This is a genomic window from Sneathiella sp. P13V-1, from assembly GCF_015143595.1.
Lineage (GTDB): Bacteria > Pseudomonadota > Alphaproteobacteria > Sneathiellales > Sneathiellaceae > Sneathiella.
Genome location: NZ_WYEU01000001.1, coordinates 1343790 through 1369748, shown reverse-complemented (window position 1 = coordinate 1369748; position 25959 = coordinate 1343790). Strand labels below are relative to the sequence as shown.

General features: G+C 49.0%; 29 protein-coding genes and 1 tRNA gene. 14 read left to right on the top strand and 16 right to left on the bottom strand.

All coding sequences use genetic code 11. The annotated features are described in order from the left end of the window. The first annotated feature begins 1 nt into the window (after nt 1). From GUA87_RS06610 to GUA87_RS06595, 4 genes are all read left to right on the top strand, one after another. On the top strand, nt 2-484 hold the full coding sequence (locus tag GUA87_RS06610) for a 3-hydroxylacyl-ACP dehydratase (protein ID WP_193715699.1): 483 nt from the start codon (nt 2-4) through the stop codon (nt 482-484). 13 nt (nt 485-497) lie between these two features. Continuing rightward, the gene (gene fabG, locus GUA87_RS06605) at nt 498-1223 is read left to right on the top strand and encodes a 3-oxoacyl-ACP reductase FabG (protein ID WP_193715698.1); all 726 of its coding nucleotides are present in this window, start codon (nt 498-500) and stop codon (nt 1221-1223) included. Further along, nucleotides 1220-2455, top strand: a complete 1236-nt coding sequence (locus GUA87_RS06600; RefSeq protein WP_193715697.1) for a beta-ketoacyl-ACP synthase — start codon at nt 1220-1222, stop codon at nt 2453-2455. The genes fabG and GUA87_RS06600 overlap by 4 nt, the downstream gene beginning before the upstream one ends. A gap of 72 nt (nt 2456-2527) precedes the next feature. Continuing rightward, nucleotides 2528-2604: transfer RNA gene (locus tag GUA87_RS06595), tRNA-Arg, on the top strand. Here GUA87_RS06595 and GUA87_RS06590 read toward each other — a convergent pair. The 7 genes from GUA87_RS06590 to speB form a co-directional block, all read right to left on the bottom strand. Next, entirely contained in the window at nt 2605-3687 is a 1083-nt protein-coding gene (locus GUA87_RS06590) for a carbohydrate kinase family protein (RefSeq protein WP_193715696.1), read from the bottom strand. Between the two features lie 57 nt (nt 3688-3744). Continuing rightward, nucleotides 3745-4521, bottom strand: a complete 777-nt coding sequence (locus tag GUA87_RS06585; RefSeq protein WP_193715695.1) for a carbon-nitrogen hydrolase family protein — start codon at nt 4519-4521, stop codon at nt 3745-3747. Then, nucleotides 4521-5318: an ABC transporter permease gene (locus tag GUA87_RS06580; RefSeq protein WP_193715694.1), complete on the bottom strand. Its 798-nt coding sequence runs from the start codon at nt 5316-5318 to the stop codon at nt 4521-4523. Before GUA87_RS06580 ends, GUA87_RS06585 begins: the two co-directional genes overlap by 1 nt. Then, nucleotides 5318-6175 (bottom strand): ABC transporter permease, encoded by an 858-nt coding sequence (locus GUA87_RS06575; protein ID WP_193715693.1) that lies wholly within the window; start codon nt 6173-6175, stop codon nt 5318-5320. The genes GUA87_RS06580 and GUA87_RS06575 overlap by 1 nt, the downstream gene beginning before the upstream one ends. Continuing rightward, entirely contained in the window at nt 6172-7209 is a 1038-nt protein-coding gene (locus GUA87_RS06570; protein ID WP_193715692.1) for an ABC transporter ATP-binding protein, read from the bottom strand. Before GUA87_RS06570 ends, GUA87_RS06575 begins: the two co-directional genes overlap by 4 nt. A 95-nt stretch (nt 7210-7304) precedes the next feature. Next, nucleotides 7305-8393, bottom strand: a complete 1089-nt coding sequence (locus GUA87_RS06565; protein ID WP_193715691.1) for an ABC transporter substrate-binding protein — start codon at nt 8391-8393, stop codon at nt 7305-7307. A 68-nt stretch (nt 8394-8461) separates the two neighbouring features. Next, nucleotides 8462-9520, bottom strand: coding sequence for an agmatinase (speB, locus tag GUA87_RS06560; RefSeq protein WP_193715690.1), 1059 nt, complete (start codon nt 9518-9520; stop codon nt 8462-8464). Between the two features lie 116 nt (nt 9521-9636). On the opposite strand from speB, the gene GUA87_RS06555 reads away from it, so the two are divergent. Together GUA87_RS06555 and GUA87_RS06550 are read left to right on the top strand one after the other, a co-directional pair. Next, nucleotides 9637-10587: a LysR substrate-binding domain-containing protein gene (locus tag GUA87_RS06555; protein WP_193715689.1), complete on the top strand. Its 951-nt coding sequence runs from the start codon at nt 9637-9639 to the stop codon at nt 10585-10587. A 64-nt stretch (nt 10588-10651) separates the two neighbouring features. Then, nucleotides 10652-11278: a LysE family translocator gene (locus tag GUA87_RS06550; protein ID WP_193715688.1), complete on the top strand. Its 627-nt coding sequence runs from the start codon at nt 10652-10654 to the stop codon at nt 11276-11278. On the opposite strand, the gene GUA87_RS06545 is transcribed toward GUA87_RS06550, so the two are convergent. After that, on the bottom strand, nt 11262-11732 hold the full coding sequence (locus GUA87_RS06545) for a GNAT family N-acetyltransferase (RefSeq protein ID WP_193715687.1): 471 nt from the start codon (nt 11730-11732) through the stop codon (nt 11262-11264). The two genes, GUA87_RS06550 and GUA87_RS06545, sit on opposite strands and share 17 nt — an antisense overlap. Before the next feature lie 109 nt (nt 11733-11841). Between GUA87_RS06545 and GUA87_RS06540 the strand changes: the two genes are divergently transcribed. Together GUA87_RS06540 and GUA87_RS06535 are read left to right on the top strand one after the other, a co-directional pair. Then, the gene (locus GUA87_RS06540; protein WP_193715686.1) at nt 11842-13143 is read left to right on the top strand and encodes a sulfite oxidase; all 1302 of its coding nucleotides are present in this window, start codon (nt 11842-11844) and stop codon (nt 13141-13143) included. A gap of 94 nt (nt 13144-13237) precedes the next feature. Continuing rightward, nucleotides 13238-13513, top strand: coding sequence for an aldehyde dehydrogenase (locus GUA87_RS06535; RefSeq protein WP_193715685.1), 276 nt, complete (start codon nt 13238-13240; stop codon nt 13511-13513). A gap of 3 nt (nt 13514-13516) precedes the next feature. Here the strand turns inward: GUA87_RS06535 and GUA87_RS06530 are convergent, their stop codons facing one another. The 8 genes from GUA87_RS06530 to GUA87_RS06495 form a co-directional block, all read right to left on the bottom strand. Further along, nucleotides 13517-14281: an anti-sigma factor family protein gene (locus GUA87_RS06530; RefSeq protein WP_193715684.1), complete on the bottom strand. Its 765-nt coding sequence runs from the start codon at nt 14279-14281 to the stop codon at nt 13517-13519. Continuing rightward, nucleotides 14268-14825, bottom strand: coding sequence for an RNA polymerase sigma factor (locus GUA87_RS06525; RefSeq protein WP_227711702.1), 558 nt, complete (start codon nt 14823-14825; stop codon nt 14268-14270). The genes GUA87_RS06530 and GUA87_RS06525 overlap by 14 nt, the downstream gene beginning before the upstream one ends. A gap of 150 nt (nt 14826-14975) precedes the next feature. Continuing rightward, nucleotides 14976-15146, bottom strand: a complete 171-nt coding sequence (locus GUA87_RS06520) for a DUF3012 domain-containing protein (RefSeq protein WP_227711701.1) — start codon at nt 15144-15146, stop codon at nt 14976-14978. A 56-nt stretch (nt 15147-15202) separates the two neighbouring features. Beyond that, the gene (locus tag GUA87_RS06515; protein WP_193715683.1) at nt 15203-16072 is read right to left on the bottom strand and encodes an OmpA family protein; all 870 of its coding nucleotides are present in this window, start codon (nt 16070-16072) and stop codon (nt 15203-15205) included. Between the two features lie 337 nt (nt 16073-16409). After that, nucleotides 16410-16811, bottom strand: a complete 402-nt coding sequence (locus GUA87_RS06510; RefSeq protein ID WP_193715682.1) for a hypothetical protein — start codon at nt 16809-16811, stop codon at nt 16410-16412. A 45-nt stretch (nt 16812-16856) separates the two neighbouring features. Continuing rightward, nucleotides 16857-17075, bottom strand: coding sequence for a DUF3126 family protein (locus tag GUA87_RS06505; protein WP_193715681.1), 219 nt, complete (start codon nt 17073-17075; stop codon nt 16857-16859). A gap of 10 nt (nt 17076-17085) precedes the next feature. Next, nucleotides 17086-17574 (bottom strand): cold-shock protein, encoded by a 489-nt coding sequence (locus GUA87_RS06500; RefSeq protein ID WP_193715680.1) that lies wholly within the window; start codon nt 17572-17574, stop codon nt 17086-17088. A gap of 110 nt (nt 17575-17684) precedes the next feature. Next, entirely contained in the window at nt 17685-18449 is a 765-nt protein-coding gene (locus tag GUA87_RS06495) for a CbiX/SirB N-terminal domain-containing protein (RefSeq protein WP_193715679.1), read from the bottom strand. Nucleotides 18450-18662: 213 nt separating this feature from the next. Between GUA87_RS06495 and GUA87_RS06490 the strand changes: the two genes are divergently transcribed. The 6 genes from GUA87_RS06490 (at nt 18663) to GUA87_RS06465 (ending at nt 25935) form a co-directional block, all read left to right on the top strand. Then, nucleotides 18663-19697: a C4-dicarboxylate TRAP transporter substrate-binding protein gene (locus tag GUA87_RS06490; protein WP_193715678.1), complete on the top strand. Its 1035-nt coding sequence runs from the start codon at nt 18663-18665 to the stop codon at nt 19695-19697. A gap of 128 nt (nt 19698-19825) precedes the next feature. Next, nucleotides 19826-20506 (top strand): TRAP transporter small permease subunit, encoded by a 681-nt coding sequence (locus tag GUA87_RS06485; RefSeq protein WP_193715677.1) that lies wholly within the window; start codon nt 19826-19828, stop codon nt 20504-20506. Then, complete coding sequence (locus GUA87_RS06480; RefSeq protein WP_193715676.1) at nt 20506-21813, top strand: TRAP transporter large permease; 1308 nt, start codon at nt 20506-20508, stop codon at nt 21811-21813. The genes GUA87_RS06485 and GUA87_RS06480 overlap by 1 nt, the downstream gene beginning before the upstream one ends. A 152-nt stretch (nt 21814-21965) precedes the next feature. Then, nucleotides 21966-23132 (top strand): acyl-CoA dehydrogenase family protein, encoded by a 1167-nt coding sequence (locus GUA87_RS06475; RefSeq protein WP_193715675.1) that lies wholly within the window; start codon nt 21966-21968, stop codon nt 23130-23132. A gap of 21 nt (nt 23133-23153) precedes the next feature. Continuing rightward, nucleotides 23154-24371, top strand: a complete 1218-nt coding sequence (locus GUA87_RS06470) for a CaiB/BaiF CoA transferase family protein (protein WP_193715674.1) — start codon at nt 23154-23156, stop codon at nt 24369-24371. A 22-nt stretch (nt 24372-24393) separates the two neighbouring features. Beyond that, nucleotides 24394-25935 carry an AMP-binding protein gene (locus GUA87_RS06465; RefSeq protein WP_193715673.1) on the top strand — a complete coding sequence of 514 codons (1542 nt, stop codon included), beginning with the start codon at nt 24394-24396 and terminating at the stop codon, nt 25933-25935. Nucleotides 25936-25959: the final 24 nt, after the last annotated feature.

Below are 25959 nucleotides of genomic sequence, written 5' to 3'. Positions count from 1 at the left end.
TATGAGCTTTAAAGGGCCCATTGGCGATATCCTCCCGCATGACATGCCTATGATCCTGCTGGATCGCTATGTCTCTTCAACGGAGACAGGACTGACTGCAGAAGTGATCATTACAGAAGACGCACCCTTTTTCAGTGAGGGCAATGGCGTGCCTGCATATATTGGCGTTGAGTATATCGCGCAGGCCATAGCCGCTTTTAACGGTCTGAAGGATCTAAAGAACGGGACAGAGGTTCAACCTGGCTTTCTTTTGGGAAGCCGTAAAGTTGAGCTCAAATGCGACCATTTTCCACTAGACAGCCGACCCGTCGTGAAAGTCGAAACCTCTTTCAATGATGGCGAAATGGCCGTCTTCGATGGCACGGTTACCCTCAATGACAAAATCGTCGTAAATGGTCGCATCAACGTCTATCAACCCGCGGATCCCAGCCTAATGCTGTCACAAGATCATCAAGCGGATCAAACAACTAAAACAGTCGATTAAAAGCAGTAATACAATGAAGCAGGAAACCATTTTAGTCACAGGTGCAAGTAAAGGGATCGGGCGAGCCATTGCCATTCGACTTGCAGAGGCTGGCTATCAAATTGTCGTTCATTATGGCCGGGATGAGGCGGGCGCTCAGGAGACACTGCAAGCTGTGCGTGCAGCCGGAAGTGATGGCCGCATCATCAGCTTCGACATTGCTAACCGTGATGAATGCCGGAAAAAACTGGAACAGGATGTGAAAGAACATGGCGCCTACTATGGCACGGTTCTCAATGCCGCAATTACTCGCGATAATGCGTTTCCTGCCCTTGAAGATGAAGACTGGGATGATGTGATAGATGCCAACTTGGGAGGGTTCTATAACGTCCTGAAACCGCTTGTCATGCCCATGATCCGCCGCCGGGCACCTGGCCGAATTGTGGTTATGTCCTCAGTATCCGGTCTTGCGGGCAACCGGGGACAAACAAATTATGCCGCGACAAAGGCGGGAATTATTGCGGCTGCCAAGTCTCTTGCCATTGAGCTTGCCAAACGGAAAATCACCGTCAATTGCGTAGCACCCGGTGTCATTGAAACGGAAATGACCAAGGATCTTCCGGACATGGTGAAAGATCAGATCCCAATGCAGCGATACGGCTCTCCCGAAGAGGTGGCTGGTGTTGTTGCCTTCCTTTGTTCTGAGGAAGCCTCCTACATCACCCGACAGGTGATTTCAGTGAACGGAGGGATGCTATGAGCCGCCGCGTCGTTGTTACTGGCATGTCTGGTGTCACCTCCCTTGGGGACAATTGGGATGATATCCGTACCCGCATGTCAAAAGGTGAGACAGGTATCCGCTACATGTCGGATTGGGAACGCTATGAGGATATGAGTACGCGCCTTGCGGGTCCTGTTGAAGATTTCAAAATGCCATCTCATTTCTCGCGGAAAGCCCTTCGTAGTATGGGGCCAGTTTCCAGAATGGCGGTGGCCGCCACCGAAAAAGCATTAGAAGACGCGGGTCTTCTGGAAGACAAGGATTTCCTTCAATCTGGTCGCATTGGCACATCTTATGGGTCTTCTTTTGGCAGCACGGCACCTGTAAAAGCCTTCGCCCGACTGATGGAAACCGGGCAGGCGCGCGGCCTTACTGCAACCAGCTACATCCAGATGATGAGCCACACAGCACCTGTAAATATCGGTGTGCATTTTGGCCTGACGGGCCGGATCATCCCGACCTCTTCTGCCTGTACATCAGGAAGCATGGGGGTTGGTTATGCCTATGAAGCCATTAAGGCAGGTCATCAGGACGCCATGATTGCTGGCGGCGCGGAAGAGCTATGCCCGACCATGGCCGCCGTATTCGACACCCTGTTTGCGACCAGTCAGCGAAATGATGAGCCTCACCTTTCCCCCCGCCCCTATGATGCGGCAAGAGATGGCCTTGTTATCGGAGAGGGAAGCGCAACACTCATTCTGGAAGAGAGGGAGCACGCTATTGCCCGCGGTGCGACCATCCATGCAGAAATACTTGGGTTCGGCACCAATTCTGACGGAAAACACATTACGCAACCCTCCTCGGACACTATGCGGGTCGCCTTGGAACTTGCCTTGAAGGACAGTGGGATCGACAAAAGCGACATTGACCTGATCAATGGACATGGCACCGCAACCGCCCAAGGAGACGTGGCGGAGTGTCAGGCAACTTACGGCCTTTTTGATCGCGCAGTTCCTTTTCACACCCTAAAAGGCTATTTCGGTCATACCCTCGGCGCCTGCGGATCAATTGAACTTTGGCTCGCCATTAAATCCATGCATGACGGATGGGTCCCCCCAACCGCTAATCTAACGGACATTGATGAAAATTGCGCGGGCCTCGATCATATCAAGGACGGTCCACGTGACATTGAAATCAACCACTTCATGAGCAACAACTTCGCTTTTGGTGGGATCAACACATCACTGATTATTGGACGCGGGGATAACTAAACCGCTCCAAAAATTACACACCTCCATTTTCAGCTAGAAAATTCTGAGGATTGATTCTATTTTCCACGAAGTGGCCCCGTAGCTCATCAGGATAGAGCGCCAGATTCCTAATCTGGAGGCAACAGGTTCGAGTCCTGTCGGGGTCACCATTACTGAATTACAAATTCCTGCGCGCTGACGCCTGCCTGCTCTGTCTCTCTTCTGCTCATCTCATCCTTGGTAAGAAGCCCCCCTTGAGTATCCAGCATTCCCGCAACAGACGCCCCATTGATGGCGGCACGGGTTAAGGCGTCAGCAGCACTCATCCCTGAAGCCAAAGAAAAAGCCAGCGTTGCATTGAAGGCATCCCCGGCCCCAATGGTTGATTCAACTTCTACTTTGACAGAAGGACGGAAGGTGATGAGGTTACCAGACGCCAGATACGCCCCTTCACCGCCGTTGGTCACTGTAAAGTTCTGACAGCCCGCTTCCAGTATTTTACGCGACAGATATTCAAGGGATACTTCGGCATCCTTATCCCCAAGGCCATGACGGATGAGTTCCGGACATTGTCCTTCGTGAGGACATCCGAAACCTTCACTGCAGGTCATCCCTTCCGCCAAAGCTGTTGCTTCTTCTTTATTTATTGCCATGAGATCCAGATATTGAAGGGCGTCAAACATCTGTTCTTTCCGGTTTCGAATTTGCCGGATACCCGGATTACAGGCCACAAAACAGCCCTTGGATTTGGCAAGTTTTACGAGCGGCAAAAACGCATTTGCTGAGTTGGAGCTAAGTGTCGAGATATAAACAAGATCAACGCCATCAAACATCTCAGGCGTAACATCATCCATAGACAGGGTGGTATTGGCCCCGCGATGCACAAACACACCGGCATTTTTGTCATGAGACGAGATAATGATGGACTTACCAGTCTGCTCACCAGGCATCTTCACCACATACCGCGTGTCCACTTTTTCATCGGCGAGGCGTTCCAGCACGCGTGTCGCATACATGTCATCGCCGAGTTTTAGGACAGCGGAAACATCTCCTCCCAGGCGGGACATGGCAACCGCCGCATTGGTCGCTCCGCCGCCCACCTGATTATCAATCCGCTGGGCTTCAACCTTTTTGCCCTGTTCCAGCATAAGAAAGGAATTGGTTGCATTTCGCATGGTGATGCATTCGATATCTTCGGTATCGATAGAGGTGATGACATCAATGGTTGCGCCGCCGATTACAAGTACCTTCATGAAATGCCTCTGGTTTCTGGGTCCACTCTTAAGAATAGCGGATAAAAACTTACCAGATCACTGACCGGGCTTCAGATCAACCAGATATGTGTTTTCCGCGCGAGATTGGGCGTAATTTTCTGTTTCTATGTCAGCAAAAATGATCCCTTCATTTTTACCAGCTTCTGCGAGTGTCTGACCATCCGGCGCGTGAATGCCTGCCCCGCCTTGATAGGTGAAACGCCCATCAGTTCCTGTAAAATTGATATAGGCAATGAAAACCTGATTTTCAAAAGAACGCGTGGGCAGCATCTTCTCTGCAATGAATTTGCCACTTGACCCTTCCGGTGTGGCTGTCGGAACCGCAATTAAATCGACCCCTGCCTTCGCCAGCCGCCTGACATTTTCTGGAAACTCCACATCATAGCAAATCAACATCCCGATGGAGAGGCCGTCCAGTTCAAACACTACTGTGGAGGGTTCAGCATCTTTAAACAGGCCTTTCTCATACGGGCCATAAAGATTGCTTTTGCGATAGATGACTGGCTCTCGGTCTCCGTCCACAAAGACCGCGCTGTTATGTAACTTAACGCCTGATTTCTCCGAACTTCCAGCAATCAGAGCCACACCTGTATCACGGCTAATCTGCTGCAAGATACTAATGGCGCTATGACCACCAAAATTGGCAAGCTGTCCCATCTGATCTGCGGCTCCGTAGCCTTGAACTGCAAGTTCAGGAACGATCAGCAGGCGCGCTTTATGCTCCCGTGCCTGTTCGGCAAAGCTCCAGATCTTGTCCAGATTTGCCTGAACATCTCCGGCGGCTGGTTGGAATTGGGCGCCTGCGATTTTCATTACTTATCCGCCCCTGAATGATTTCCGAGCAATTTCGGAAGATCGCCAAATCGCGCAACAACCGCAAAAATCACTGCTGCAACAGCAACGAACAGGAAGGAAACTGCCGCCATGGTTGGCGTATAGCCATAGCGAAGCGCGTTGAAGATCTTGATCGGCAATGTTTCCATCGTGAAGCCAACAGACATATAAGCCACAATATATTCGTTAAGTGACAACACAAACGTGAAGGCGAAGCCTGAAATCAGATAAGGCAGAATTAGCGGGAAAATCACCGTTCTAAAAACAGTTCTCTCATTTGCCCCTAACGTCGACGCCGCTTCAATTACCGACCGATCGATTGAGGTAAAGCCGAGGGTGGTTGTTACCAACGGCAGGGTCACGAAGAAAATACCGTGACTGATGATGGCCGTCCAAGGCTCCCCATAAAATCCGGAGGTTGCCCAGAAGGTCAAAAATCCAAGGGCCGTGATCACGGGTGGCAGAATAAACGGCGCTACGCCTAAGAGCCTGAATATATTGGCCCAAGGGGCATACCAACGCCATAAGAACCAGGACAATGGCAACGCAATAGAGATGGACAGAAATGCTGATCCAATTGCCAGAAATAAGGAATTGAACAGCGCGCTTCGCCACTCAGGGTCGGTAAAAATCTGTCCATACCAAGCAAGCGAGAAACCTTCTGGCGGGAAGGTGAGTGACTGTTTTTCATTGAGCGACACGCCAAACACAACGACGAGCGGCAGAAGCAAAAATCCAGCAATTAGGAAAAGGAAAAGATAGTTCCAGAAGCGCATTATTTCTGCCCCCCCCCTTCCTTACCGACAAGCAACGTCAGGCCAATAAGTGCCAAGGATATCAGGACAAGGAACACAGCCATGGCGGCAGCAAATGGCATATTGGATTGGTAAATGGCCTGATCCGTAATCAGCACGGACAATGTCCAATGAGACGGACGCCCAAGGATCTGAGGCAGCAGATAGGAGCCCAGTGCAAAGACAAACACCATGATCAGAGTTGCCACAATGGTGTTCCGCTGAATGGGGATCATAACGTTCATAAAGGCGCGAAACGGGGATGCTCCCATTGTTTTAGCGGCTTCCACATAGGAAAGATCAAACCGCGCCAAAGAGGGATAGAGGACCAGAATTGTGTATGGCAACGCCTGATACACCATGGCCGTCAACACCGCCCCGAAACTTGGGTAAAGCGACACTGCCTCATCCATAATTCCAAGGGAGACCAGAATGTTTGTCAATCCTGCTGTTCGTGAGAAAAGAGACGACCAGGAGAACCCAATGATCACCTCTGAGAGGGACAATACGGACAATATCCCCACCAACCACACCACTTGTGCGGGACGCGACAAACGGGTCAGCAGAAAGGTAAAGGGGAAAGAAATGGCCGTACATATGATAGATACCAAAACAGCCAATCCCACTGAGAAGCCTAGGATCTTCGCAAAGAAGGTGCTCAAGAATCTCTCATAATTGCTCCAGACGAAATCAACGGTATAGAAACCTGCTGGATCACGCTGGAAAAAGCTGACGGCAATCATGATGCCAAAGGGGATGGCAAAAAACACCAGCAACATCAAAGCCGGATAGACAATCGTTCCGTAGTCTTTTATCGATTGCGGCGTGGCTTGGCTCATTTTGTCAGCACCACAGACGCTTCGTCACAAAACCGAAGACCTACTTTGTCTCCAACACTTAAGGGAATACGGTTCCGGGGTGTTGTACAGGACATAACGCTTTCACCACCAACAGTGACAAAGGTTTCAATTACCGCCCCAAGATCACGAACAAAGGCGACCTCACCGACAACGCCGTCCGTTGCCCCCGGGATCAGTTCAACGTCTTCTGGGCGAACCGAAAGTGTCGCTGTGTTGTTACCTGTTTCGACGGCAACCCCTTCAAGAACAGTACCGTTAAAGGCGGCATTGCCACTTTCGTGCCGGGTAATTGGAAGCAAATTCGTCGCGCCAATAAAGTCAGCAACAAACTTGTCTGCAGGATTTCTGTAAATTTCAATGGGCGGAGCCGCCTGACGAATACGTCCTTCGCCCATCACGACAACCATATCAGCCATGGTCATGGCTTCACGTTGATCATGGGTCACAACAATGGTGGTAATGCCCAAATTCTGTTGCAGCTGGCGAAGTTCTACCTGCATGTCTTCGCGCAGTTTCGCATCCAGCGCGGAAAGCGGCTCATCCAGCAAAAACAGTTTTGGTGATAACGCCAGAGCCCTTGCAATGGCGACACGCTGACGTTGCCCGCCAGATAGCTGTGATACTTTCCGGTCTCCATATCCATCCAGATGGATCATGGAAAGAAGCTCTTTTACCCGCGCGTCCTGTTCCACTTTGCTGCTTTTCCGGATACGAAGCGCATAAGCAATATTTTCAGCGACGGTGAGATGCGGGAACAGGGCCAAAGATTGGAAAACCATCCCAAGTTCGCGTTTATGGGTGGGGATACCAGTAATGTCGGCATCATCCATCAGAATGCCGCCCTCGGTTGGCTGTTCAAGTCCCGCGATCATCCGAAGCAATGTGGTTTTACCGCAGCCAGATGGCCCCAAAAGACAAACAAAGCTGCCTGTAGGGATTTCCAGGTCAATTTTTTCTACAGCAACGAAAGTCCCAAATTCCTTTCGAATACCGCGCAAACTTAATCCAGACATTCTGGCCTCACATAAACTTCAAGTATTCTCGCAGTCGGACAACCGACTGCGAGGGATTATATCAAGAAACTGAGATATTCAACTGAAATGACGGATTAACCGACAATCAATTCAGTCCACTTCTGGTTCAACCAGTCGCTCCGTGTCTGATACATGTCATAACGCGGAACAATTGGCGCAATGTCTGATGACACAGATGCAAATTCGTCTGCTGTCAGATCAGTCAGAGAACGCTTCACAGTTGGTGCTGTTCCCACTTTGCGGGACATTTTCGCCTGAATATCCGGCTGACACATGTAATTGATAAAGACATGGGCTTCTTCCAGCTTGCTGGAGGCACGAGAAACTGCCCAGCTACCACTATCAAGAATGCCACCTTCTTTCGGGAAGGTAGACCGCACCGGGTGACCATCAGCAACCGCAAGGCCGGTTACGTCGTGATAATACTGACCCATTGGAATCTCACCAGTTTTGAGGCCTTGTTCAAACTGTGCTTCATCACGGTACCAAAGACGAACATTGTCCTTCAGTTCGGCAAGTTTACCCATAACTTTCAGGATACCTTCTTCTGTGTCCAGAATGGCTGTGCCACCGAAGTAAGTTGTCGCGGTAACTTCCAGCAGGAAGGAGTTGGAGACCAGCGCCAGAAGACCCAGCTGGTCTTTACGGGCAGGATCCCACATAGCCGCCCAAGATGTTGGCGCTTCTTTGATTTCTTCCGTATTGGATACCAAGGTGATGTACCAGGAAACGGCACCGATACCGGCAACTTTACCATCAGGGTACTTGTTGACGAAAGTATCCAGCAGGTTAGATGAATTTGGGATTTTTGCCATATCAAGTGGCGCCCAAAGCTTTGTTGTCTGACCTTTCAGCAGGGACACCTGTGACATCATGGAAACGTCTGCTGGTGCGCGTTTCGCACGGGCCGCCTGCTCCAATTGAACAAGCCATGCTTCACCTGTTGGTTCAGCTACAGATTCCACTTTAATGCCTGTTGCGGCGGTGAATTCGCTAAAGATATGTGTATCGAAAGATTTTTTAAAGTAACCTCCATAGACACCCACTTTCAGGGAACGTTCGTTCGCGGAAAGAATAGATGGCATGGAAAGGGCCGCAGCACCCGCTGCACCCGCGGCGAGGACCGCACGACGGCTCACCTGTGATTTATTAAATTTTTGCATTACTGCCTCCTCTGCAAATGAGCCTTTCGGCTAATTTAAAAATTAAGCACCTCGAAAGGCGTTTCCCCTTATTTTCTTATGTGCACGTTGTGGTGCATCAAACTTAAAATCTCAAACAGAACTTGTGCCCCGACATGGGCGGAATTGGTTGTAGGGTCATATTGCGGGGCGACCTCTACCACATCACCGCCACAGATATTAATCCCTTTAAGCCCCCGTAAAAACTCCAGGACTTCGCGGGTGGTCAGACCACCTACTTCCGGTGTCCCTGTTCCCGGGGCAAATGAAGGATCAATCCCATCAATATCAAATGTCACATAAACCGGTCCATCACCAATCACGTCTTTGGTTTTCTGAATAAGTGCGGGAATACCCATATGCGGCACTTCCTCCGCGTGGACAACTGTCATGCCGGATTTTTCAGAAAACTCCCAAAGATACTCGGCCGACCCGCGAATACCGATCTGGATCGTGCGGGTCGGATCCAACACACCATCAAGAACAGCGTTTCTAAAGGGCCCCCCATGATGAAATTTTGTCTCATCAAAAGATCCCCCCGTATCACAGTGCGCATCAATATGGATAAGGGCAACTGGTTTCTCTTTACCGATGGCCTTCAAAATGGGATGGGTTATAGAATGGTCCCCACCAACGGACAATGGCACTACCCCCGCCTCCACGATGCGCTTCATATAGTCTTCAATGTTATCGAGGCTTTTTTCAAGACGGTAACGGCTATCAAAAGGGATATCCCCGATGTCCGCCACTTTCATCTCGTGAACGGGGGCACAATCCAATACATGATTATAGGGGCCTATTCGTTCGATGGCGCGAAGAGCCCTCGGGCCAAAACGCGCACCGGGACGGTTTGTAACCCCCAGATCCATCGGGATACCAATCAGGGCCACCTCAAGATCAGAAATATCCGGATTAGAAGGATCTACTTGCCGATAGGGCGCATCGAGAAATGTCGGAATGCCGGAATAAGGCGCAAGACGGGTTCCGCCTTCTGAGAATATGTTGTTCGCCACTTTTTGGAATTCAGGTTTATGGAGTTCTCCGCCATGGCTCTCCCCATATAACTCCTGGAGCTCTTTCAGCTTATCTTCATTCCAATCAGATGCCATCTCATCATCCCTGCGATTTCAGACCATTCGCTAATTCTTGTGAATCAAGTTTGAAAAAGCAATTGATATTGTTATAGAGTTTGATGTGAATTTTTCTCACATGAAATGAGGCTAATATGTCAGGTCGATTACCGCCCTTAAAACCACTACGCGCGTTTGAAGCAACCGTTCGGGCGGGATCAGTAACAGCTGCGGCGGCGGAACTCAATGTGACCCATAGCGCGATAAGCCACCAGATAAAAAGTCTGGAAGCCTCCTTAGGCATCAAGCTTTTTGAAAGAGAGGCCAAACGCCTAAAACTAACACCGCAAGGGGCGCTTCTACTTCCTGCAGTTACAGAGGCGTTTGAAGGCATCACAGAAGCAATCAATAAGCTGGGGAGTGAGCAGACAAGCGGCCGCCTTTCTGTCACCTGCCCACCGGCCCTACTTTCTTTCTGGTTGATGCCACGGCTTCATCATTTCACAGAACAGTACCCAGATATTCAAATTGAATTTCATGCCTCAGCTGATAATGCGATGGTTTTTTCTCCAAATGTGGATCTATCAATTTTATATGGTGAGGCACCGCGCCTCGATTGCTGGACCAGCCTTTGGACCCCCTTTGATCTGTTCCCAGTAGCCTCCCCCACCTATATGAACCGAAACCAGATCCGTCATTTTCGGGATTTGAAAAATCAGGTGATGCTGCATGCTGATGAAGGGCGCGAATGGCATACATGGCTTGGAACGGCTGAGGCACATATTCACGCATCTGAACGCCAACACTATATGGGGGACGCGCGCGGTGCCATTGACGCTGCTTTATTGGGGTTGGGGATTGCCCTTGGGGATACGCTAACTGCCAGCAATCTCTTGTCCAAAGGTGAACTTGTTGTTCCTTTTGATCTTGCTGTTCCTGCCAATGATGCCTTCTATCTAGCCTGCCGGTCTGAAAAGCGCACGAGCAATATCGTCAACACGTTTATCGACTGGCTTTTTGCCATGCTTGAAGAAGACACCCCAAACACGATCCGTTCCCTCTCCGGACGGCGCATTTCTATGCGCAGGCGCAGAACCAATTCATAACTATTGGCAACATTAGAATTTCAGATTAATCTCCGCCGGTCTTTTCTGAAACAGGTACGGCATCATGTCATTTGAAATCTGGTTATTATATCTGGGCGCCACCATTGGATTGTCGCTCACACCAGGCCCAAACGGACTTCTGGCCCTGTCTCATGGTGCGTCCCACGGCGTTCGGCGCTCAACAGCAACCATTGCCGGCGGCGTGTTTGGATTTGTCATTTTGATGGCCATCTCCATGGCGGGTATGGGGGCTTTGTTACTAGCATCCGAGCAGGCGTTTTTCATCGCCAAGATTATTGGTGCGCTCTACCTTGTTTATCTTGGCATTAAGACCTGGCGCGCGCCTCCCCCACACGTAGAAGCGCAAAATCCAGAAAACACTAAACCGGCCAAGGCATTGTTTAGCCAAGGCCTGTTTGTGGCCCTTTCCAACCCGAAGGTCATTATCTTCTTCGCAGCTTTTCTACCTCAATTCATCGACCCTCAGCAGCCTCAGTTACTTCAGTTTGCAATCTTGGCCGTCACCTTTGCTGTGACAGAATTCCTTGTGGAACTCATTTTATCCGCCAGTGCAAACCGGATGATCCCATGGCTGAGCCGCGGTAATGTAGGTAAGTGGTTCAATCGCTCCACAGGATCTTTATTTATTGTTATGGGCGGGTTTCTGGCAGCCGTTAATCGGAATGTTTAGGGGCTGACCATCTGTAAAGGCAGTCAGGCACCCCTTCTTCATTGGCGGCGCCATCCCGATATTCAACCAACTTAAACCCATGCTTTTCATAAAATTGGCGGGCTTTGGTATTTTGCTCAAAACAATGCAGCGAAAGACTTCCCTCGCTTAGATTTTTGACTTGCTCTATCAGCGCCGCCCCAAGACCCTTTCCAAAATACTCAGGATCCACATATAGCTGCTCCAACCAACCGGAGGAAAGAGCGGCAACAGCGCCCAGTGTTTTATTCCCCACCTCCGCTTCAACGACAAACACCTGACATTCCTCCAGCAAGCTCCCTCTTACCCAATTTTCTATTTCCGCAAACGAATAGGGAATAAGGGCGTAAGGGATCGCAACTTCGCGAGACTGCTTTAATATCCGCGCAATCTCCGCCGCATCATCGTCTTTTGCTGTTCTAATTTTTAGATTCATGTCTAGGCATATAAATCAGGTTGAAACAAATATTCATTAGAATGGAATAATATCCAGAGCTGACACGTTTTTTCTCTAACTACTATTGTTTACATTGAAGGGAGAGAAAATGTCAGACAATCAGGATTTAAAACATCAGAATTTACTTGAACTGTATGAAAAAGACCCCGTTGAAGCAGATCGCGTGTTTTTGGGCCGTGTAGCACATAATGACCGCCGCGGTTTTTTGAAAGGGGCTGGCCTTGCAACACTTGGAGGTTTGCTTGGTGCATCCATTCCCTTTCATCGTAATTTTCCATCCGGGTTGGTACCCGTGGCTCTTGCCGAAGAAGACATTCTTGCGGGTAAAGATGGATTGACGCTTTTGAACGATCGCCCCGTCAATGCGGAAACACCACCTCATCTGTTAGACGATGCAATTACCCCAACGAAACGCCATTTCATTCGTAACAATGGCTTGCCTCCTGAAGAAATGAATCCGACAACATGGAAGCTGACGATTGATGGGTTAGTTGATAATCCAATGACCCTGTCAATTGCTGACCTTAAATCCAAATTTGAAGTTGTCACCATGGCATTGACCATCGAATGCGGAGGCAACGGCCGCGCCTTCTTTAACCCACCGGCAAAAGGCAACCAATGGACCTATGGTGCCGTAGCCTGCTCCGAATGGACAGGAGTGCGTCTTAAAGACGTTCTCAACGCCGCTGGTGTCAAGAAAGAGGCCATTTACACAGCGCATGTGGGCGCGGACACTCATCTTTCCGGCAAGGAAGGTAAACTGTCCCTGTCCCGTGGGATGCCAATTGAGAAAGCCATGACGGATGACATTCTGATTGCCTTTGAGCAGAACGGTGCGCCACTGCATCCAAATAATGGGGCACCTCTACGGCTGGTTGTACCGGGTTGGCCGGGTTCATGTTCCCAGAAATGGCTGACTCGAATCTATTTGCGCGACATAGTTCATGACGGGCCAAAAATGACAGGCACGGCGTATCGCGTTCCTAATCGCCCAGTAGAGCCAGGTGAGAAAATTGACAAAAAAGACTTTGAAATCATTCACAGAATGCCTGTGAAGTCTCTAGTAACAGCCCCTGCTACTGGGGCAACAGTTGCAGGATCTGAAGTGGAAGTCCGTGGCCACGCATGGTCTGGCGACCGAACAGTCAAGCAGGTGGACGTTTCCATTGACTTCGGGACGACCTGGGTCACTGCGGATCTGGATGCGCCTGTAAATTCCGGGGCTTGGCAAAATTGGCGTTTGAAGGTGAAGCTTCCTGAGAAGGGCTACTATGAAATTTGGGCCCGTGCGACAGATAGTGAAGGAGAGATGCAGCCACATGCCATCAACTGGAATCCGAAAGGTTATCTGAACAACACGATGCACCGTGTGGCAGTTCGGTATTCATAAGATGATATTGGGAGCAGTTTATCTGCTCCCTTTTTTGGATGGAGTGGTTTAAGTGTTAAAAAAAATTGCGGCTGCCGGTTTATTGGCAGCAACTATGACGTCGCCTGCTTTCGCAAGTGGAGATAGTGATTCAGAATATGGCGTACTGATCGATAAGCCCGGTGCTGAAGAGACTTTCATCTATTGCTCAGCCTGTCATTCTGAACGAATAGTTGCCCAACAGGGGCTGGACCGAAAGGGCTGGATTGAACTTTTGCAATGGATGGTTGATGAACAGGAAATGGATCCGATAGAAGAACCTGACTATTCTCTCGTTATCGATTACCTGAGCAAACACTACAATCTGGACAGGCCTAATTTCCCCAAATAGGTTTTACGCGCAAGGGAGGGCCGACTTATACGCTTCGTGCATGGCGATCTTCAGGCTCTCCCGCTTTTTCTCCTTTTCCGAAATACTATCTCTTACGTAATTTGCAATGGACATAAAGCGGTTTTTGTCCATGCCAGTTGCAAGCAAAGTAAAGGCGGCACGTTCGCTGCTCCAAGATATTTTCAGCAACTTTTCTGATTTGGAAAACTGGAAAATTCCGTCTGGATTAACTTTGTTTCCTGCGGTGGAAACCAGCGTTAAACGGCACCCTCTATACCCGCGATAATGTGCGGAAATAACCTCATTTTCCCCCTCGCCTCGGGTTTGAATATCTGCGAGTTGAAGCCGTGTCAGTGTCAAATCAGGAATATCAAAATCACCAGAGGTGAAACTGGACACATGCAAAGCTGGTCTGGACTTGTCCAGCAAATAGGTTTTTTCTGAGAAAGTCGCGTGAATTTTTTCAGGCGATGAAGTCTCACTTAATGAGTTCCAGACCACTAAAGAACTGCCGAGACCAAAGGCAAGAACGATGGCGGCAGCAATATTCCGAAACCGTTTGCTAACGATCGCGGTCTCTTGGACTGGCACCTTCGCTACAGGAGCTAGGGCAGATAAATTTGATTTCAGTTGTATCAGTTTTTCATATTCCGCTTTCAGGTCTTCGCGGTCATGAAGTCCCTTCATAAACATCCTAGTTTCTTCAGGTGACAATTCACCATCCACATAGGCGTTCAGTTTTTGCCACTCAAACTCATTCACTGCCATTACTCTTACTCATCTGATGCAACGGGGTAATATTTGTTTGCTCCACCTCATCAAGCAAAGATTTGCGGGCACGGCTTAGTCTACTCATGACGGTACCGCTAGGGATACCAAGAACAATTGCAGCCTCTGCATATTTAAGGCCCAGCACATCTACTAGATATAAGATTTCACGTTCTTGTGTTGTAACCTTGGTTAGTGCCTGCCTTACAAGTATTTCTTCCATAATTGCTGGCGTATGAGAAGGTTCGTCGGAATATAAACGAATGACTTCCTCAGAATATTCCAAACGTGTTTTCTCTTTACGCTTTTGGTCAATATACTGATTTCGAATAATCCGAAACATCCAAGGTTTCAGGTCTGAAATCTTCGAAGGGGTCTTTTTTGAGCCTAGCGCTTTCTGGAAGGCATCTTGAACAAGATCCTCCGCTTCATCCAAGTTCTGGCTAAGCGCGATCGCATAGGCCTTTAACTCTGGCATTAAGCTGGCGATTTTACGGCGTACAAACATGACAAGAATATAGCCGAAACCGGCAATAAAGAACAATTTCTAATTGCCGCCCCCTTCTAAGCTCAAACCCAAAAATCAGATTTTCTACTCAAGAAAAATGGCCGCACGGAAACATATAAAAGTTTCCGTGCGGCCATCAAACTGGTCTAGGCTTACATGTTGCTTAAAAAGTTTTAAGCTGCGTGCCTAAAATACGCAATGTTTCGCAAAATCTGCGGCTTCTTGCGCTGTAATATCTGTTTTATCTCTTGCTTTGATATCTTCGCACCACTCTTTACTTCCTACTTCTGGAGAGCAGGCCGCCAAGATAGCGAGAAGCGCAGAGATCCCAATAACAGTTCCGATAGATTTCATCATGTTCATCACTCAACAAAAAGAAAAGGCAGGGAGTTTCCCTGCCTTAACCAAATCAATTATTTGCTTTCAACTGTGATTGTCGCGCGGCGGTTCGCCTGGTTTTTCACGCCATCAGCTGTTTGTTCAGCAAGTTTGTCTTCACCGTAACTGCGCATGACAACATTTTTTGGATCCAGACCCATATCCATAGCAGTCAGAGCCAGTTCTTCAGAGCGACGCTCGGAAAGAGCCGCGTTGTACTTCTTGGAACCGGAAGTATCTGTGTAACCAGCAATTGTTACGCGAGGACGCTTAAAGTTACCAACATATGCGATAGCTTCTTTAATTTTCGCATTTGTACCTGGCAGCATTTTCACGCTGTCAAAGTGGAACAGAATGCTCCAAGTTTTTGGCTTAGCTACCATCGCTTTCGGTGCTGGTGCCGGTGCTGGTGCTGGTTTGGCAACCATTGTCATTTTATCAACATCTGCCATTGCTGCGATGAAAGCGTCGCGACAAGCTGCGATGTGATCTGGCTGGAAGTTTTCTTCCTGCTCCTGCACCCAGCAATCAAAGCTGGTTTGAGCGCGAGCAAGCTGAACAGTTGCTTTGTCTTTAGCTGTGCCGTTAAGTGCTGCAGTCAAACGATCATATGCACCGCGCATTACAGCTTCGCGGTTTGAAGGGATCTGCCACTCACCTGGATTGTAAGGACCTACCTCTTTACCGGATGCTGCCATCATTGCTTTTTCAGCAAAACGGTCAGAATCAGTGTAGTCACCTTCGCCATATTCACCTTTGGAGAGTGCAATATAGTCATTGTATAGCGCTTTGCTAAATGCAGAGCCGGATGCACTCATCATTTCGGCTTCACCCAGCTTGCCACCACAAGCCGCCAATGTCACAGACGCTGCCCCAAGCACAGCTACAGTAATCAGTTTTTTCATATCTCTCCCCTAGCAAACGGTAGGAAATTAAGCCCAATTGGCCACTCAGCAATAGCGCTGTATGCCCGCCTTCAACAGTTCAACGCATCACACAACACCGTAATTCCACAACTTTACATTAATAGATTACACAATTACTTGTGTCAGAGCAAAGTAATGTGAAAATGTCATTAATCAACATAGAGTGATAAATTTGTTGCATTTTACATACGCCATTACACTCTTCATTGATTACACCCCGAACAAGGCAACTTTTACGCACAATCGTGAAATTTATAAGATCATATACTATAGACTAGCTGCCCCCGAGTTTCGCCGGGCATATCTTAACAAAAAGTTAACGGAAAGTGGGCCTGGCAGCGTGGGTACTGCCCCGCGCATCGCCCCATGCCCCCGTGCTTTGCACAAGTATCCATTTGAAGGGGTATCGACTATTTTGGATAATCTCTACCGTATTTCCCCGTGAGATTGTTACTTTAAAAAACCCATCGATTTTCGATTTTTGGATATTACATTGTAGGGTTTTTGCAGGAAACAGGATCCGTGTCGGGGACGATCCGGAAATACGCTGCCTCTTGGCAGGGCCCAGTTTCTGCTGGAACACGCAATCCCCGCTAAACGCCTGTCCCTCCGCACCTTCAATACGAAGTTCAAGCATCTCCATAGCCATTGCAGGTGCTTGAATAGCAGCAACAAAAAGCAAGACAATAAAAAAGGCACGATGTAAGTTTCTCATCATGCCTTCATTCTATTTCTCGAATATGTCGAAAATAGGTTTTGTCTACTAAGACGTTTCTGGAAGATCCATATCCAGAATTGTCATATGAAACGCGAATGAAACATCCCCATCTTCTTCGTCGCGGTAGACAACGCCAATAAATTCATCATCAAGCAGAACTTCCGCGCTTCCGTCAGACGGGCGGCGTTCTCTGACAACGAAGTCGTCATTTTCAAACTTCTCACGAAGGTAGCGTTGAATGCGAAGTGCTTCTGAACGTGTCATCTTCTAGTCCCTATTCCAATACTTCCAAACTGTCAGCGATAGGGCCTTTGATTCCCATACGAACAACGCATTTCACTTTGGCATCCATACCAAAGTTTTCCATATCCACTTCGGATCGCTCCAACATGTTTGTGTGGAAGAAAACTTCCTTCCCGCCATTATCAGGCGTAATCAAACCATAGCGATGTTCTGGAACGTAAGTGGTAACCACACCTTCAATTTCTGTATCCTGTCCCGGCGCAGAAGCAACTTCACCCTCTTCTGGCTCGTAAACCGCAGAAACCTGTGGTCCGCGATCACCAGCAACCAGATCACAGACAATTTTCATTCCCTCTGCAAGTTCAGTGTAGGAAGTGTTTTGCAAAACAGAAATATGAATAAATGCATCTGGGGAGCCATCAGCCGGGGATACAAACCCGAAGCCTTTAGCCTCATCAAAGAACTTTACGGTTGCCGTAATATTTTTACGAACAGATTTTTGCTGCTTGCGATCATTCATCCGGTGCGGACCTCATTCATTAAACTGCCCTCTCCAATACAGAAGAATTGCAGGAATCTCAATCAATTCTATTATTTTCTCCAAGTTTTTGCGAGATCGTGTGGGACAAATCACCCGACCGCTGCTGCCTTGCGACTAATGCTATTTTGGATCAGGCGAACAATTTCAGGCCTCACACCGATAGCTCCTTGATAATATAACGCGGGTCTGGCGGTATCGTTTGAGCCTATTTTCCTCTCAAAACGGCATATCGCTTCTGCAACATCTTCCGTGGCGTGGGGCCCGTTCGCTGAGAAAAGACCAATCATCACGATATGTTTGTAAGTTTTCCCCAATCGAACAAGGCACTCTTCAATGGAGGGAGGCTCCTCCAGGAAGGCCACCTCCACGCAATCTGCAATGTTTCTCGTTTGTACAGCTTGCTGCTGCTTTACAGCGGCGTCTCGGGAAGCACTATTTTTCGTTGACCCATGGGCGACAAGAAGCAGTCCGAGATCTTTTGTAAATATTCGGTGGCGCTGACGAACCTCTGCTGCACATCCATCAATAATGTCTGCGAGTTCCGGATCCATACCAATGGCATCACATAGTGTAATATGCTGCCTGGCTGAGCGTCTCTCACCGCCGACAAGATCAAATAACTCGGGTATTTTCCGGTTCACAAAAAAACCATCACTCATAAAAAAGGGCAGGATAAACACTTCTCCGTCTGGTAAAGGTGGTAGACCCTTTCCTTTCTGAATGAAATGAGTGAGCACGGATCCAAAGCGACGACTTTGACGCAGGGTAATCGCATGTTCATTTGCCGCTTCTTCGGCTGCAGAGCTTGTGGAGGAACCATGTCCAACAATGATGAGTGACGGGCGCGATGGCATAAATTCGATTCCTTATAGGCGCGAGGATTAACACGCGACCACTTCTCCTCCTGAATGTGTCAGGCAATTATTTGCTCGCCTGAGGAGCATGTATTTAGCGCTTTGCTGAACAACTTGTTGAAATGCCAGATAAACCATGCTTTATTTTTTTCAACTGTGCTCAACGATAAAAATACAATTCAGTTTCGCAACAGTTTTAAAGGGAGAAGCTAAATGATCAAGAAAACAATCCTGTCCGTTGCTGCAGCCGCTACGGTCGCCGGCTTTGCCTTTGGCGCCTCTGCCGCAGAAATGGTGGATGGGCCAAAAGTAAACTGGAATCTTTCCGTTTGGGGTAAACAGCGTGCTTTCACAGCAGGTATTGAGACCCTCCGTGATATCGCTGCAGAACGTACTGGCGGCAAGTTTAACATTAAGATCCATTATGGTGCTGCACTGTCTAAAGCGAAAGAAAATCTGGACGGTATTACGCTTGGCGCTTTCCAGATGGCAATGTTCTGCTCCGCTTATCACCCAGCGAAGAACCCGACATTGACTGGTCTGGATCTTCCATTCCTGCCATTCCCGAACCTGACCGTTCAGGCCAAAGTTCATGACACTTACTATCAGCATCCAGCTGTTCAAAAAGACTTGGCGCGCTGGCAGGCATATCTTCTGATGAGCTCTCTGTTGCCTCAGTATGAATTTACAGGTGTCGGCACGCCACCAAAAACGCTGGCTGACTGGAAAGGCAAACGTGTTCGCGCTGCCGGTGGTATTGGTAAAGCCATGGCTAAAATCGGTGCAATCCCAACAACAACCGTTGCTGCTGAAACCTACACTGCACTGGAGCGTGGCACAGTTGAGGCGGCATCCTTCCCGTTCACCTACGCGCACGTAGCCTACAAACTTACTGACGTTGGCAACTGGTACACTGCAAACCTGTCACCAGGCGCGCTGAACTGCCCGGTTGTCGTCAACCTGCCTGCATGGCAATCTCTGCCTGAACAGTATCGTCAACTCTTGCTGGATGCCAAAGCACCAGCTTATGACGCTCTGATTTCTGCGTATGAAAAAGCGGACGCCAAGAACCTTCCAATGATGAAGGAAAAAGGCCTGACAGCTGTCGAGTACAGCGATGCTGAACTTGCTGAATTCCGTAAAGTAGGCGCGAAGCCCGTTTGGGATGACTGGATCAAGGAAATGTCAGACAAAGGTCTTCCTGCACAGGAACTCCTCGACCTGATTATGGCAACTGCGAAACAGTAACATCTGTTTGACACGGGAAAGCCGACTATCCACACAGATAGTCGGCTTTTTTGATATTAATCCACCTAATAACAATAAGAATAATCGGTGGATCATCGGATTAATATCCACATGTTAAGGTATTGAAAATGATTACGCATTCCGCACCGTCGCAATCACCACCCCAAGGGGCACTTGCCGTATTCGATCACTGGTACAGCAAGATCGAAAACTTCCTCAACGGCATTTCCGCATTCGCTATTTTTGCCGTTATGTTTCTGGGCGTCGCCCAGGTATTTGGAAGGAAACTTCTAAATATGCCGGTTCCCGGATATATCGATTTTATCGAACAAAGCATGGTGGTTTTTGCCTTCTTCGGCATCGCCTATTGTCAGCGGCTCGGCGGTCATGTGCGGATGGACCTGTTTATGGCCAAGTTTAATGGCAGGACCCTTTATTTCTTTGAAGCCATTGCCACATTGATCGGCCTTTTCGTTATCACGGTCCTGATTGACAAAAGCTGGCTGCACTTCCTTCGTGCCTGGGAGTTTGGCGACTCTACCATTGATATTCAGCTGCCGATCTGGCCGGCTAAGCTCATCATTCCTGCTGCGTTCTGTGTTCTCTGGATTCGCTTTGCCATTCAGGTTGCCGGTTTCACCCGTCTTTTCATCTTCCCAGGAGCGCCCGTTGTGGCGGTACCCGTGATCGAAGATGTTGAAGAACAAGCCCGTCATGAAATTGCGGACGCCTTGGGTGAAGAAGTTGCTGCGGAAGCAAAATTTGATGAAACATACCGCCAGAACAGAAAAAGCGGAGGAGACGCGTAATGGAACTTGATCCGCTTACAACTGGCATTATCGGTATGGGCGCCCTGATGCTCATGGTATTTCTGGGCGTTCGTGTATATGTAGCAGCCACCATTGTCGGAATGATTGGCATCGTATCCATTATTGGATGGGATGCTGGCACGGGTATTGTGGGAACCATCCCGCACTCCAAATCAACACTTTATTCTTTAAGTGTTCTGCCCATGTTTATCCTGATCGGGTATCTCGCCTTCCATGCAGGTATCACCACAAAGGCTTTCGATGCCGCGAAAAAATGGTTTGGTTGGGTCCCGGGTGGTCTTGCCGTTGCGTCCGTTTTTGCCGCAGCTGGTTTCGCTGCCGTGTCAGGAGCGAGTACAGCCACTGCAGCCGTTTTTAGCCGTGTTGCCATTCCGGAAATGTTGGCTGCTGGATATGATAAACGACTGGCAGCTGGTGTTGTTGCTGCCGGTGGTACGCTCGCCTCTCTTATTCCGCCAAGTGCAATTTTGGTGATCTACGCCATTATTGTGGAGCAATCTGTGGGTGCCTTGCTTCTGGCGGGCTTCATCCCCGGGATTGTGTCCGCGTTGATTTACGCCCTAATCATTATGGGCCGCGCTGGTGTGAACCCTAAGTTGGGCCCTCCGGTTCGTGGCTTTACAATGGCGGAGCGCTTCAAGTCTTTACCGGGAACACTTCCAATTGTTGCGGTGATCGGCATTATTTTCAGCGCCATTTATGGCGGCTGGGCGACCCCAACAGAAGCTGGTGCTCTCGGCGCATTTGTCGTGTTCATTCTGGCACTTATCCATGGAATGCGCACAAAGGCCTTAAAAGAAGCCCTGTTTGAAACCGCTAAGCTAACTGTGATGATCTTCTCCATCATCTGGGGTGTGTTGGTGTTTGTTCGCTTCCTTGGTTTTTCTGGCCTGCCAGAAGCCTTTGCTGAATGGATCCTTGCCCTTCCGTTCCCGCCAACTGTTATCATTCTGCTGATTCTGGTGGGTTATGCCATTTTGGGAATGTTCATGGATGCCATCGGGATGCTGCTTCTCACGCTTCCAGTGGTATATCCCGCCGTCATCGGTCTTGGCTATGATCCGATCTGGTTTGGTATCATCGTGGTGAAGATGGTGGAAATTTGCCTGATCACACCGCCGATCGGGCTCAATTGTTATGTGGTGAACGGGGTGAGACCAGACATACCGCTGGCGGATGTTTTCCGCGGTATCGGGCCTTTCTTTATCGCCGACGTCCTGACGGTGGCGCTGTTTATTGCGTTCCCATCATTGATCTTGTGGCTACCACAACAGATGTTGAATTAACATACAAGTTGAAGAAGCCCGGTTCCGTGCCGGGCTTTTTTTCCGCCTCGTCTTATGTTCGCATATACGAAACTTATACGGATAACTTGCATCTGCCCGTAAATTGGGGCAGGTTAGGGCAAAATAAAAAACAATAAAAATCGGAGTATCTGATGGATTTTTCTCTAACGGATGAACAGCTTGCCATCCGCGATAATGTTGCCGCCCTTTGCGCCAAATTTGATGACGAATACTGGCGCGATCATGATCGGACCGGCGAATTTCCCCATGAGTTTCACCGCGCCATGGCAGATGCTGGTTGGCTTGGGATTACCATGCCGGAACAATATGGCGGTGCGGGCTTAGGGGTTACTGAGGCCGCCATTATGATGCATACGGTTGCCAATTCCTCTGGTGGTATGTCGGCCGCCAGTGCAATCCATATAAATATCTTTGGCCCTCACCCCATTGTGGTTTTTGGCACAGATGAGCAAAAAGAACGTTGGCTGACACCGCTCATTAAAGGTGAGATCAAATCATGCTTCGGTGTGACAGAACCCAATGCGGGCCTCAACACCACATCCCTTCAAACCCGCGCGGTAAAACAGGGTGATAAATACATCGCCAACGGGCAGAAAATGTGGACAACCACCGGTCAGGAAGCTGATAAAATTATGCTTCTCGCCCGCACCACCCCCAAAGAAGACTGTAAGAAACCAACCGATGGCCTGTCTCTTTTCTTTACAGATTTAAACCGCGACTATTGTGATGTCCGCGTCATCGACAAAATGGGCCGCAAAGCTGTGGATTCTAACGAGGTATTTATCAATGACCTGCCAATCCCGGAAGAGGATCTGGTTGGTGAGGAAGGCAAAGGCTTCTACTACCTTCTGCATTCCCTCAACCCGGAACGTGTTCTTGTGGGGATGGAAGGGATTGGCATTGGTCAAAATGCGCTTGCTCGCGCAGCGAAATATGCCAATGAGCGTGAAGTCTTCGGGCGGCCTATTGGCATGAACCAGTCAATCCAGCATCCACTCGCTGAAAACTGGATGGAACTGGAAGCTGCCTATCTGATGGCGATGCGCGCTGCCTATCTTTATGACAACGGTCAGGAATGCGGAACCTATGCCAATGCCGCCAAATATATGGGCGGTGAGGCAGGCTTTAAAGCCTGTTCTCAAGCGGTACTCACTCACGGTGGCGTTGGCTATGCCAAAGAATTCACGGTGGAGCGTCTTATGCGGGAAGTGATGATCTGTCGAATTGCACCCATTAGCCCGCAATTGATCCTTTGCTTTATCGCTGAAAAAGCGTTGGGTCTTCCCAAATCCTACTAATCACAATACCGGTGGTTCCAAATGAATAATAACAACAAAGGACCTTTAACCGGCGTGCGAGTTGCGGACCTGACAACAGTTTTGTTGGGTCCCTTTGCCACCCAAATCCTGGGGGATCACGGCGCCGATGTTATCAAGATAGAAAGCCCGGACGGGGATATGACCCGGGATATTGGCCCCGGCAGATCCGACCGCATGGCGGCGATGTATCTCAACGCCAACCGCAATAAACGTGACATCTGTATCGATTTGAAATCGGATAAGGGTCACGCTGCGATCATGGCACTTCTGAAAACAGTAGATGTTTTTGTACATAATATGCGCCCGTCCGCTGTAGACCGACTGGGACTGTCCTATGAAGAGGTCAGGAAAGTGAACCCGGGGATCATCTATTGTGGGGCTTTTGGCTTTGATCAATCGGGACCCTATGCGGATAAGCCGGCCTATGACGACATGATCCAGGGCGTAAGTGGTATCTCCGCGGTTCAAAGTGATGTGGTTGGACGCCCTGCATATGTTCCGACTGTCCTCGCAGATAAGGCCAGCGGCCTGACGCTTGTCTATGCCATAACAATGGCCCTCTTCCACAAAGAGCGGACAGGAGAAGGGCAGGAAGTTACCGTGCCCATGTTCGAAACAATGGTACAGTTTCATATGCTGGAGCATCTCTATGGTATGAATTTCGACCCACCGATTGGCACCGCCGGATATCCGCGGGCACTTTCCCCCAACAAACGCCCTTATCGCGCTAGCGATGGTAAAATGATTGGTGTGTTGCCTTATACCGACCGGCAATGGGCTGCTTTCTTTGACTTGTCCGGACATTCAGAACTGAAAGAGGACCCCAGATTCAATCATGTATCGGCCCGCCTTGCCAATATCACAGAGCTTTACGGCTTGTTGTCTGACATTATCGAAACCAAACCAGCCGCGGAATGGTTAGAACTGCTGGAAGAAGCCAACATTCCAAATGTACCGATAAATACAGCAGATGATTTGATTGACGATCCACATCTCAAAGCCACTGGGTTTTGGAAAAGTGTCGATCATCCAACAGAAGGAAAGCTTAAATATCCGGGGATCCCAACCGGTTTTTCAAAGACACCAGGCGGTATTCACAAACACGCTCCAGCTCTTGGGGAGCATTCAGAAGAAGTTCTTCGTGAAATCGGCCTGGATGAAAAAACCATTGCGGAATTAATTGATGAAAAGGTAATAATAAAAGGGGCCAAGAAATAAAAATAATAATCTGGGGGACCTTATGCATATCCGGGACTTTGCTGCTACCCGACCAGACTCGCCTGCCGTCATCATGGCGGCAACAGGCGAGGTTATTACCTACGCTGAACTCAATGCACGCTCCAACAGGGTCGCGCAATATTTCAGAAAGCTGGGTCTAAAAGTTGGGGACCATGTCGCTCTCTTGATAGAAAACAACAACCGCTTTCATGAAGTTCTGTGGGGCGCGCAAAGGGCCGGACTGTATTACACCGCGATCTCTTCGCGCCTCTCCGCCGAAGAAGCGGCCTATATTGTAAATGATTGCGGCGCTGAACTTTTCCTGACCTCGGATTATAAGGGGGAGCTCGCCGAAGAAATTCTACCCCTGATCCCGAATGTGGACCATCGCCTTATGATGGGCGGCGTGCGCGAAGGGTACACATCATACGAAGATATCATGTCCGCCATGCCCCAAACGCCTATTAAGGATGAATGTGAAGGCGCTGATATGCTCTATTCATCTGGCACAACTGGGAAACCCAAAGGGGTCAAGCCAACTGAAATAGGGGATCCCATTGGATCTGAAGACAATCTCTATAACGTATTAAAAGGGCTTTATGGATTTGGAGATGATATTGTCTATTTATCTCCAGCCCCGCTCTATCATGCGGCACCTCTTCGCTACAATATGCGTGTGCAGCGATTTGGGGGAACCTGTATCGTCATGGATCATTTTGATCCTGAATGGTATCTGCAACTGGTTGAAAAATACCAGACAACGCATAGTCAGCTTGTCCCGACCATGTTTATTCGCATGTTGAAACTGCCTGAGGAAATACGGAACAAATACGATGTCAGCAGCATGAAGTTTGCGATCCATGCCGCCGCTCCATGTCCTGAAAAAGTCAAACGGCAAATGCTCGATTGGTGGGGGCCGATAATATACGAGTATTACGGCGGCACCGAAGGCAACGGCTATTGCACAGTAACTCCCGAAGAATGGCTTGCCCATCCCGGGACTGTTGGTCGCGCTGTCATTGGCAACATCCATATCGCCGGTGAAGAGGGAGAAGAACTTCCTGCCGGGCAAACCGGTGTGGTGTATTTTTCAGATGGGAAGGATTTCGTCTACCACAATGATCCTGACAGAACAAAAGAGAGCTATAACGAGAAAGGATGGAGCACTCTGGGAGATGTGGGATATGTAGATGAGGAAGGGTTTCTATATCTCACCGATCGCAAGAGCTTCATGATCATTTCCGGTGGTGTGAACATATATCCGCAAGAGGTGGAAGACCTACTTGTGACTCATCCACGGGTTTATGATGTGGCGGTGTTCGGCATTCCTCATGAAGAATTTGGTGAAGAGGTCAAAGCCGTTGTTCAGCCTGTTCACATGAAAGATGCGGGCGAGGATCTGGAGCAGGAATTGATCGCTTTCTGCCGCGATCATATCAGCCACATCAAGTGCCCCAAAACTGTGGACTTCACTGAAGAACTCCCCCGGCACCCAACAGGAAAGCTCTACAAACGATTATTACGTGATCAGTACTGGAAAGATCACGAAAACAAGATCATCTAGTTGTTGATAAGGGGCGGAAAACCG

What these genes read in the sequence shown, in the direction of transcription:
- GUA87_RS06480 (WP_193715676.1), top strand. Translation starts at nt 20,506, where the DNA reads ATGGAACTTGATCCGCTTACAACTGGCATTATCGGTATGGGCGCCCTG.
- GUA87_RS06570 (WP_193715692.1), bottom strand. Translation starts at nt 7,209, where the DNA reads ATGTCTGGATTAAGTTTGCGCGGTATTCGAAAGGAATTTGGGACTTTC.
- GUA87_RS06565 (WP_193715691.1), bottom strand. Translation starts at nt 8,393, where the DNA reads ATGCAAAAATTTAATAAATCACAGGTGAGCCGTCGTGCGGTCCTCGCC.
- GUA87_RS06610 (WP_193715699.1), top strand. Translation starts at nt 2, where the DNA reads ATGAGCTTTAAAGGGCCCATTGGCGATATCCTCCCGCATGACATGCCT.
- GUA87_RS06465 (WP_193715673.1), top strand. Translation starts at nt 24,394, where the DNA reads ATGCATATCCGGGACTTTGCTGCTACCCGACCAGACTCGCCTGCCGTC.
- GUA87_RS06590 (WP_193715696.1), bottom strand. Translation starts at nt 3,687, where the DNA reads ATGAAGGTACTTGTAATCGGCGGCGCAACCATTGATGTCATCACCTCT.
- GUA87_RS06520 (WP_227711701.1), bottom strand. Translation starts at nt 15,146, where the DNA reads ATGATGAAATCTATCGGAACTGTTATTGGGATCTCTGCGCTTCTCGCT.
- GUA87_RS06535 (WP_193715685.1), top strand. Translation starts at nt 13,238, where the DNA reads ATGACGTCGCCTGCTTTCGCAAGTGGAGATAGTGATTCAGAATATGGC.
- GUA87_RS06500 (WP_193715680.1), bottom strand. Translation starts at nt 17,574, where the DNA reads ATGAATGATCGCAAGCAGCAAAAATCTGTTCGTAAAAATATTACGGCA.
- GUA87_RS06515 (WP_193715683.1), bottom strand. Translation starts at nt 16,072, where the DNA reads ATGAAAAAACTGATTACTGTAGCTGTGCTTGGGGCAGCGTCTGTGACA.
- GUA87_RS06530 (WP_193715684.1), bottom strand. Translation starts at nt 14,281, where the DNA reads ATGGCAGTGAATGAGTTTGAGTGGCAAAAACTGAACGCCTATGTGGAT.
- GUA87_RS06550 (WP_193715688.1), top strand. Translation starts at nt 10,652, where the DNA reads ATGTCATTTGAAATCTGGTTATTATATCTGGGCGCCACCATTGGATTG.
- GUA87_RS06485 (WP_193715677.1), top strand. Translation starts at nt 19,826, where the DNA reads ATGATTACGCATTCCGCACCGTCGCAATCACCACCCCAAGGGGCACTT.
- GUA87_RS06540 (WP_193715686.1), top strand. Translation starts at nt 11,842, where the DNA reads ATGTCAGACAATCAGGATTTAAAACATCAGAATTTACTTGAACTGTAT.
- GUA87_RS06575 (WP_193715693.1), bottom strand. Translation starts at nt 6,175, where the DNA reads ATGAGCCAAGCCACGCCGCAATCGATAAAAGACTACGGAACGATTGTC.
- GUA87_RS06470 (WP_193715674.1), top strand. Translation starts at nt 23,154, where the DNA reads ATGAATAATAACAACAAAGGACCTTTAACCGGCGTGCGAGTTGCGGAC.
- GUA87_RS06510 (WP_193715682.1), bottom strand. Translation starts at nt 16,811, where the DNA reads ATGATGAGAAACTTACATCGTGCCTTTTTTATTGTCTTGCTTTTTGTT.
- speB (WP_193715690.1), bottom strand. Translation starts at nt 9,520, where the DNA reads ATGGCATCTGATTGGAATGAAGATAAGCTGAAAGAGCTCCAGGAGTTA.
- GUA87_RS06505 (WP_193715681.1), bottom strand. Translation starts at nt 17,075, where the DNA reads ATGACACGTTCAGAAGCACTTCGCATTCAACGCTACCTTCGTGAGAAG.
- GUA87_RS06555 (WP_193715689.1), top strand. Translation starts at nt 9,637, where the DNA reads ATGTCAGGTCGATTACCGCCCTTAAAACCACTACGCGCGTTTGAAGCA.
- GUA87_RS06580 (WP_193715694.1), bottom strand. Translation starts at nt 5,318, where the DNA reads ATGCGCTTCTGGAACTATCTTTTCCTTTTCCTAATTGCTGGATTTTTG.
- GUA87_RS06475 (WP_193715675.1), top strand. Translation starts at nt 21,966, where the DNA reads ATGGATTTTTCTCTAACGGATGAACAGCTTGCCATCCGCGATAATGTT.
- GUA87_RS06495 (WP_193715679.1), bottom strand. Translation starts at nt 18,449, where the DNA reads ATGCCATCGCGCCCGTCACTCATCATTGTTGGACATGGTTCCTCCACA.
- GUA87_RS06545 (WP_193715687.1), bottom strand. Translation starts at nt 11,732, where the DNA reads ATGAATCTAAAAATTAGAACAGCAAAAGACGATGATGCGGCGGAGATT.
- GUA87_RS06600 (WP_193715697.1), top strand. Translation starts at nt 1,220, where the DNA reads ATGAGCCGCCGCGTCGTTGTTACTGGCATGTCTGGTGTCACCTCCCTT.
- GUA87_RS06490 (WP_193715678.1), top strand. Translation starts at nt 18,663, where the DNA reads ATGATCAAGAAAACAATCCTGTCCGTTGCTGCAGCCGCTACGGTCGCC.
- GUA87_RS06585 (WP_193715695.1), bottom strand. Translation starts at nt 4,521, where the DNA reads ATGAAAATCGCAGGCGCCCAATTCCAACCAGCCGCCGGAGATGTTCAG.
- fabG (WP_193715698.1), top strand. Translation starts at nt 498, where the DNA reads ATGAAGCAGGAAACCATTTTAGTCACAGGTGCAAGTAAAGGGATCGGG.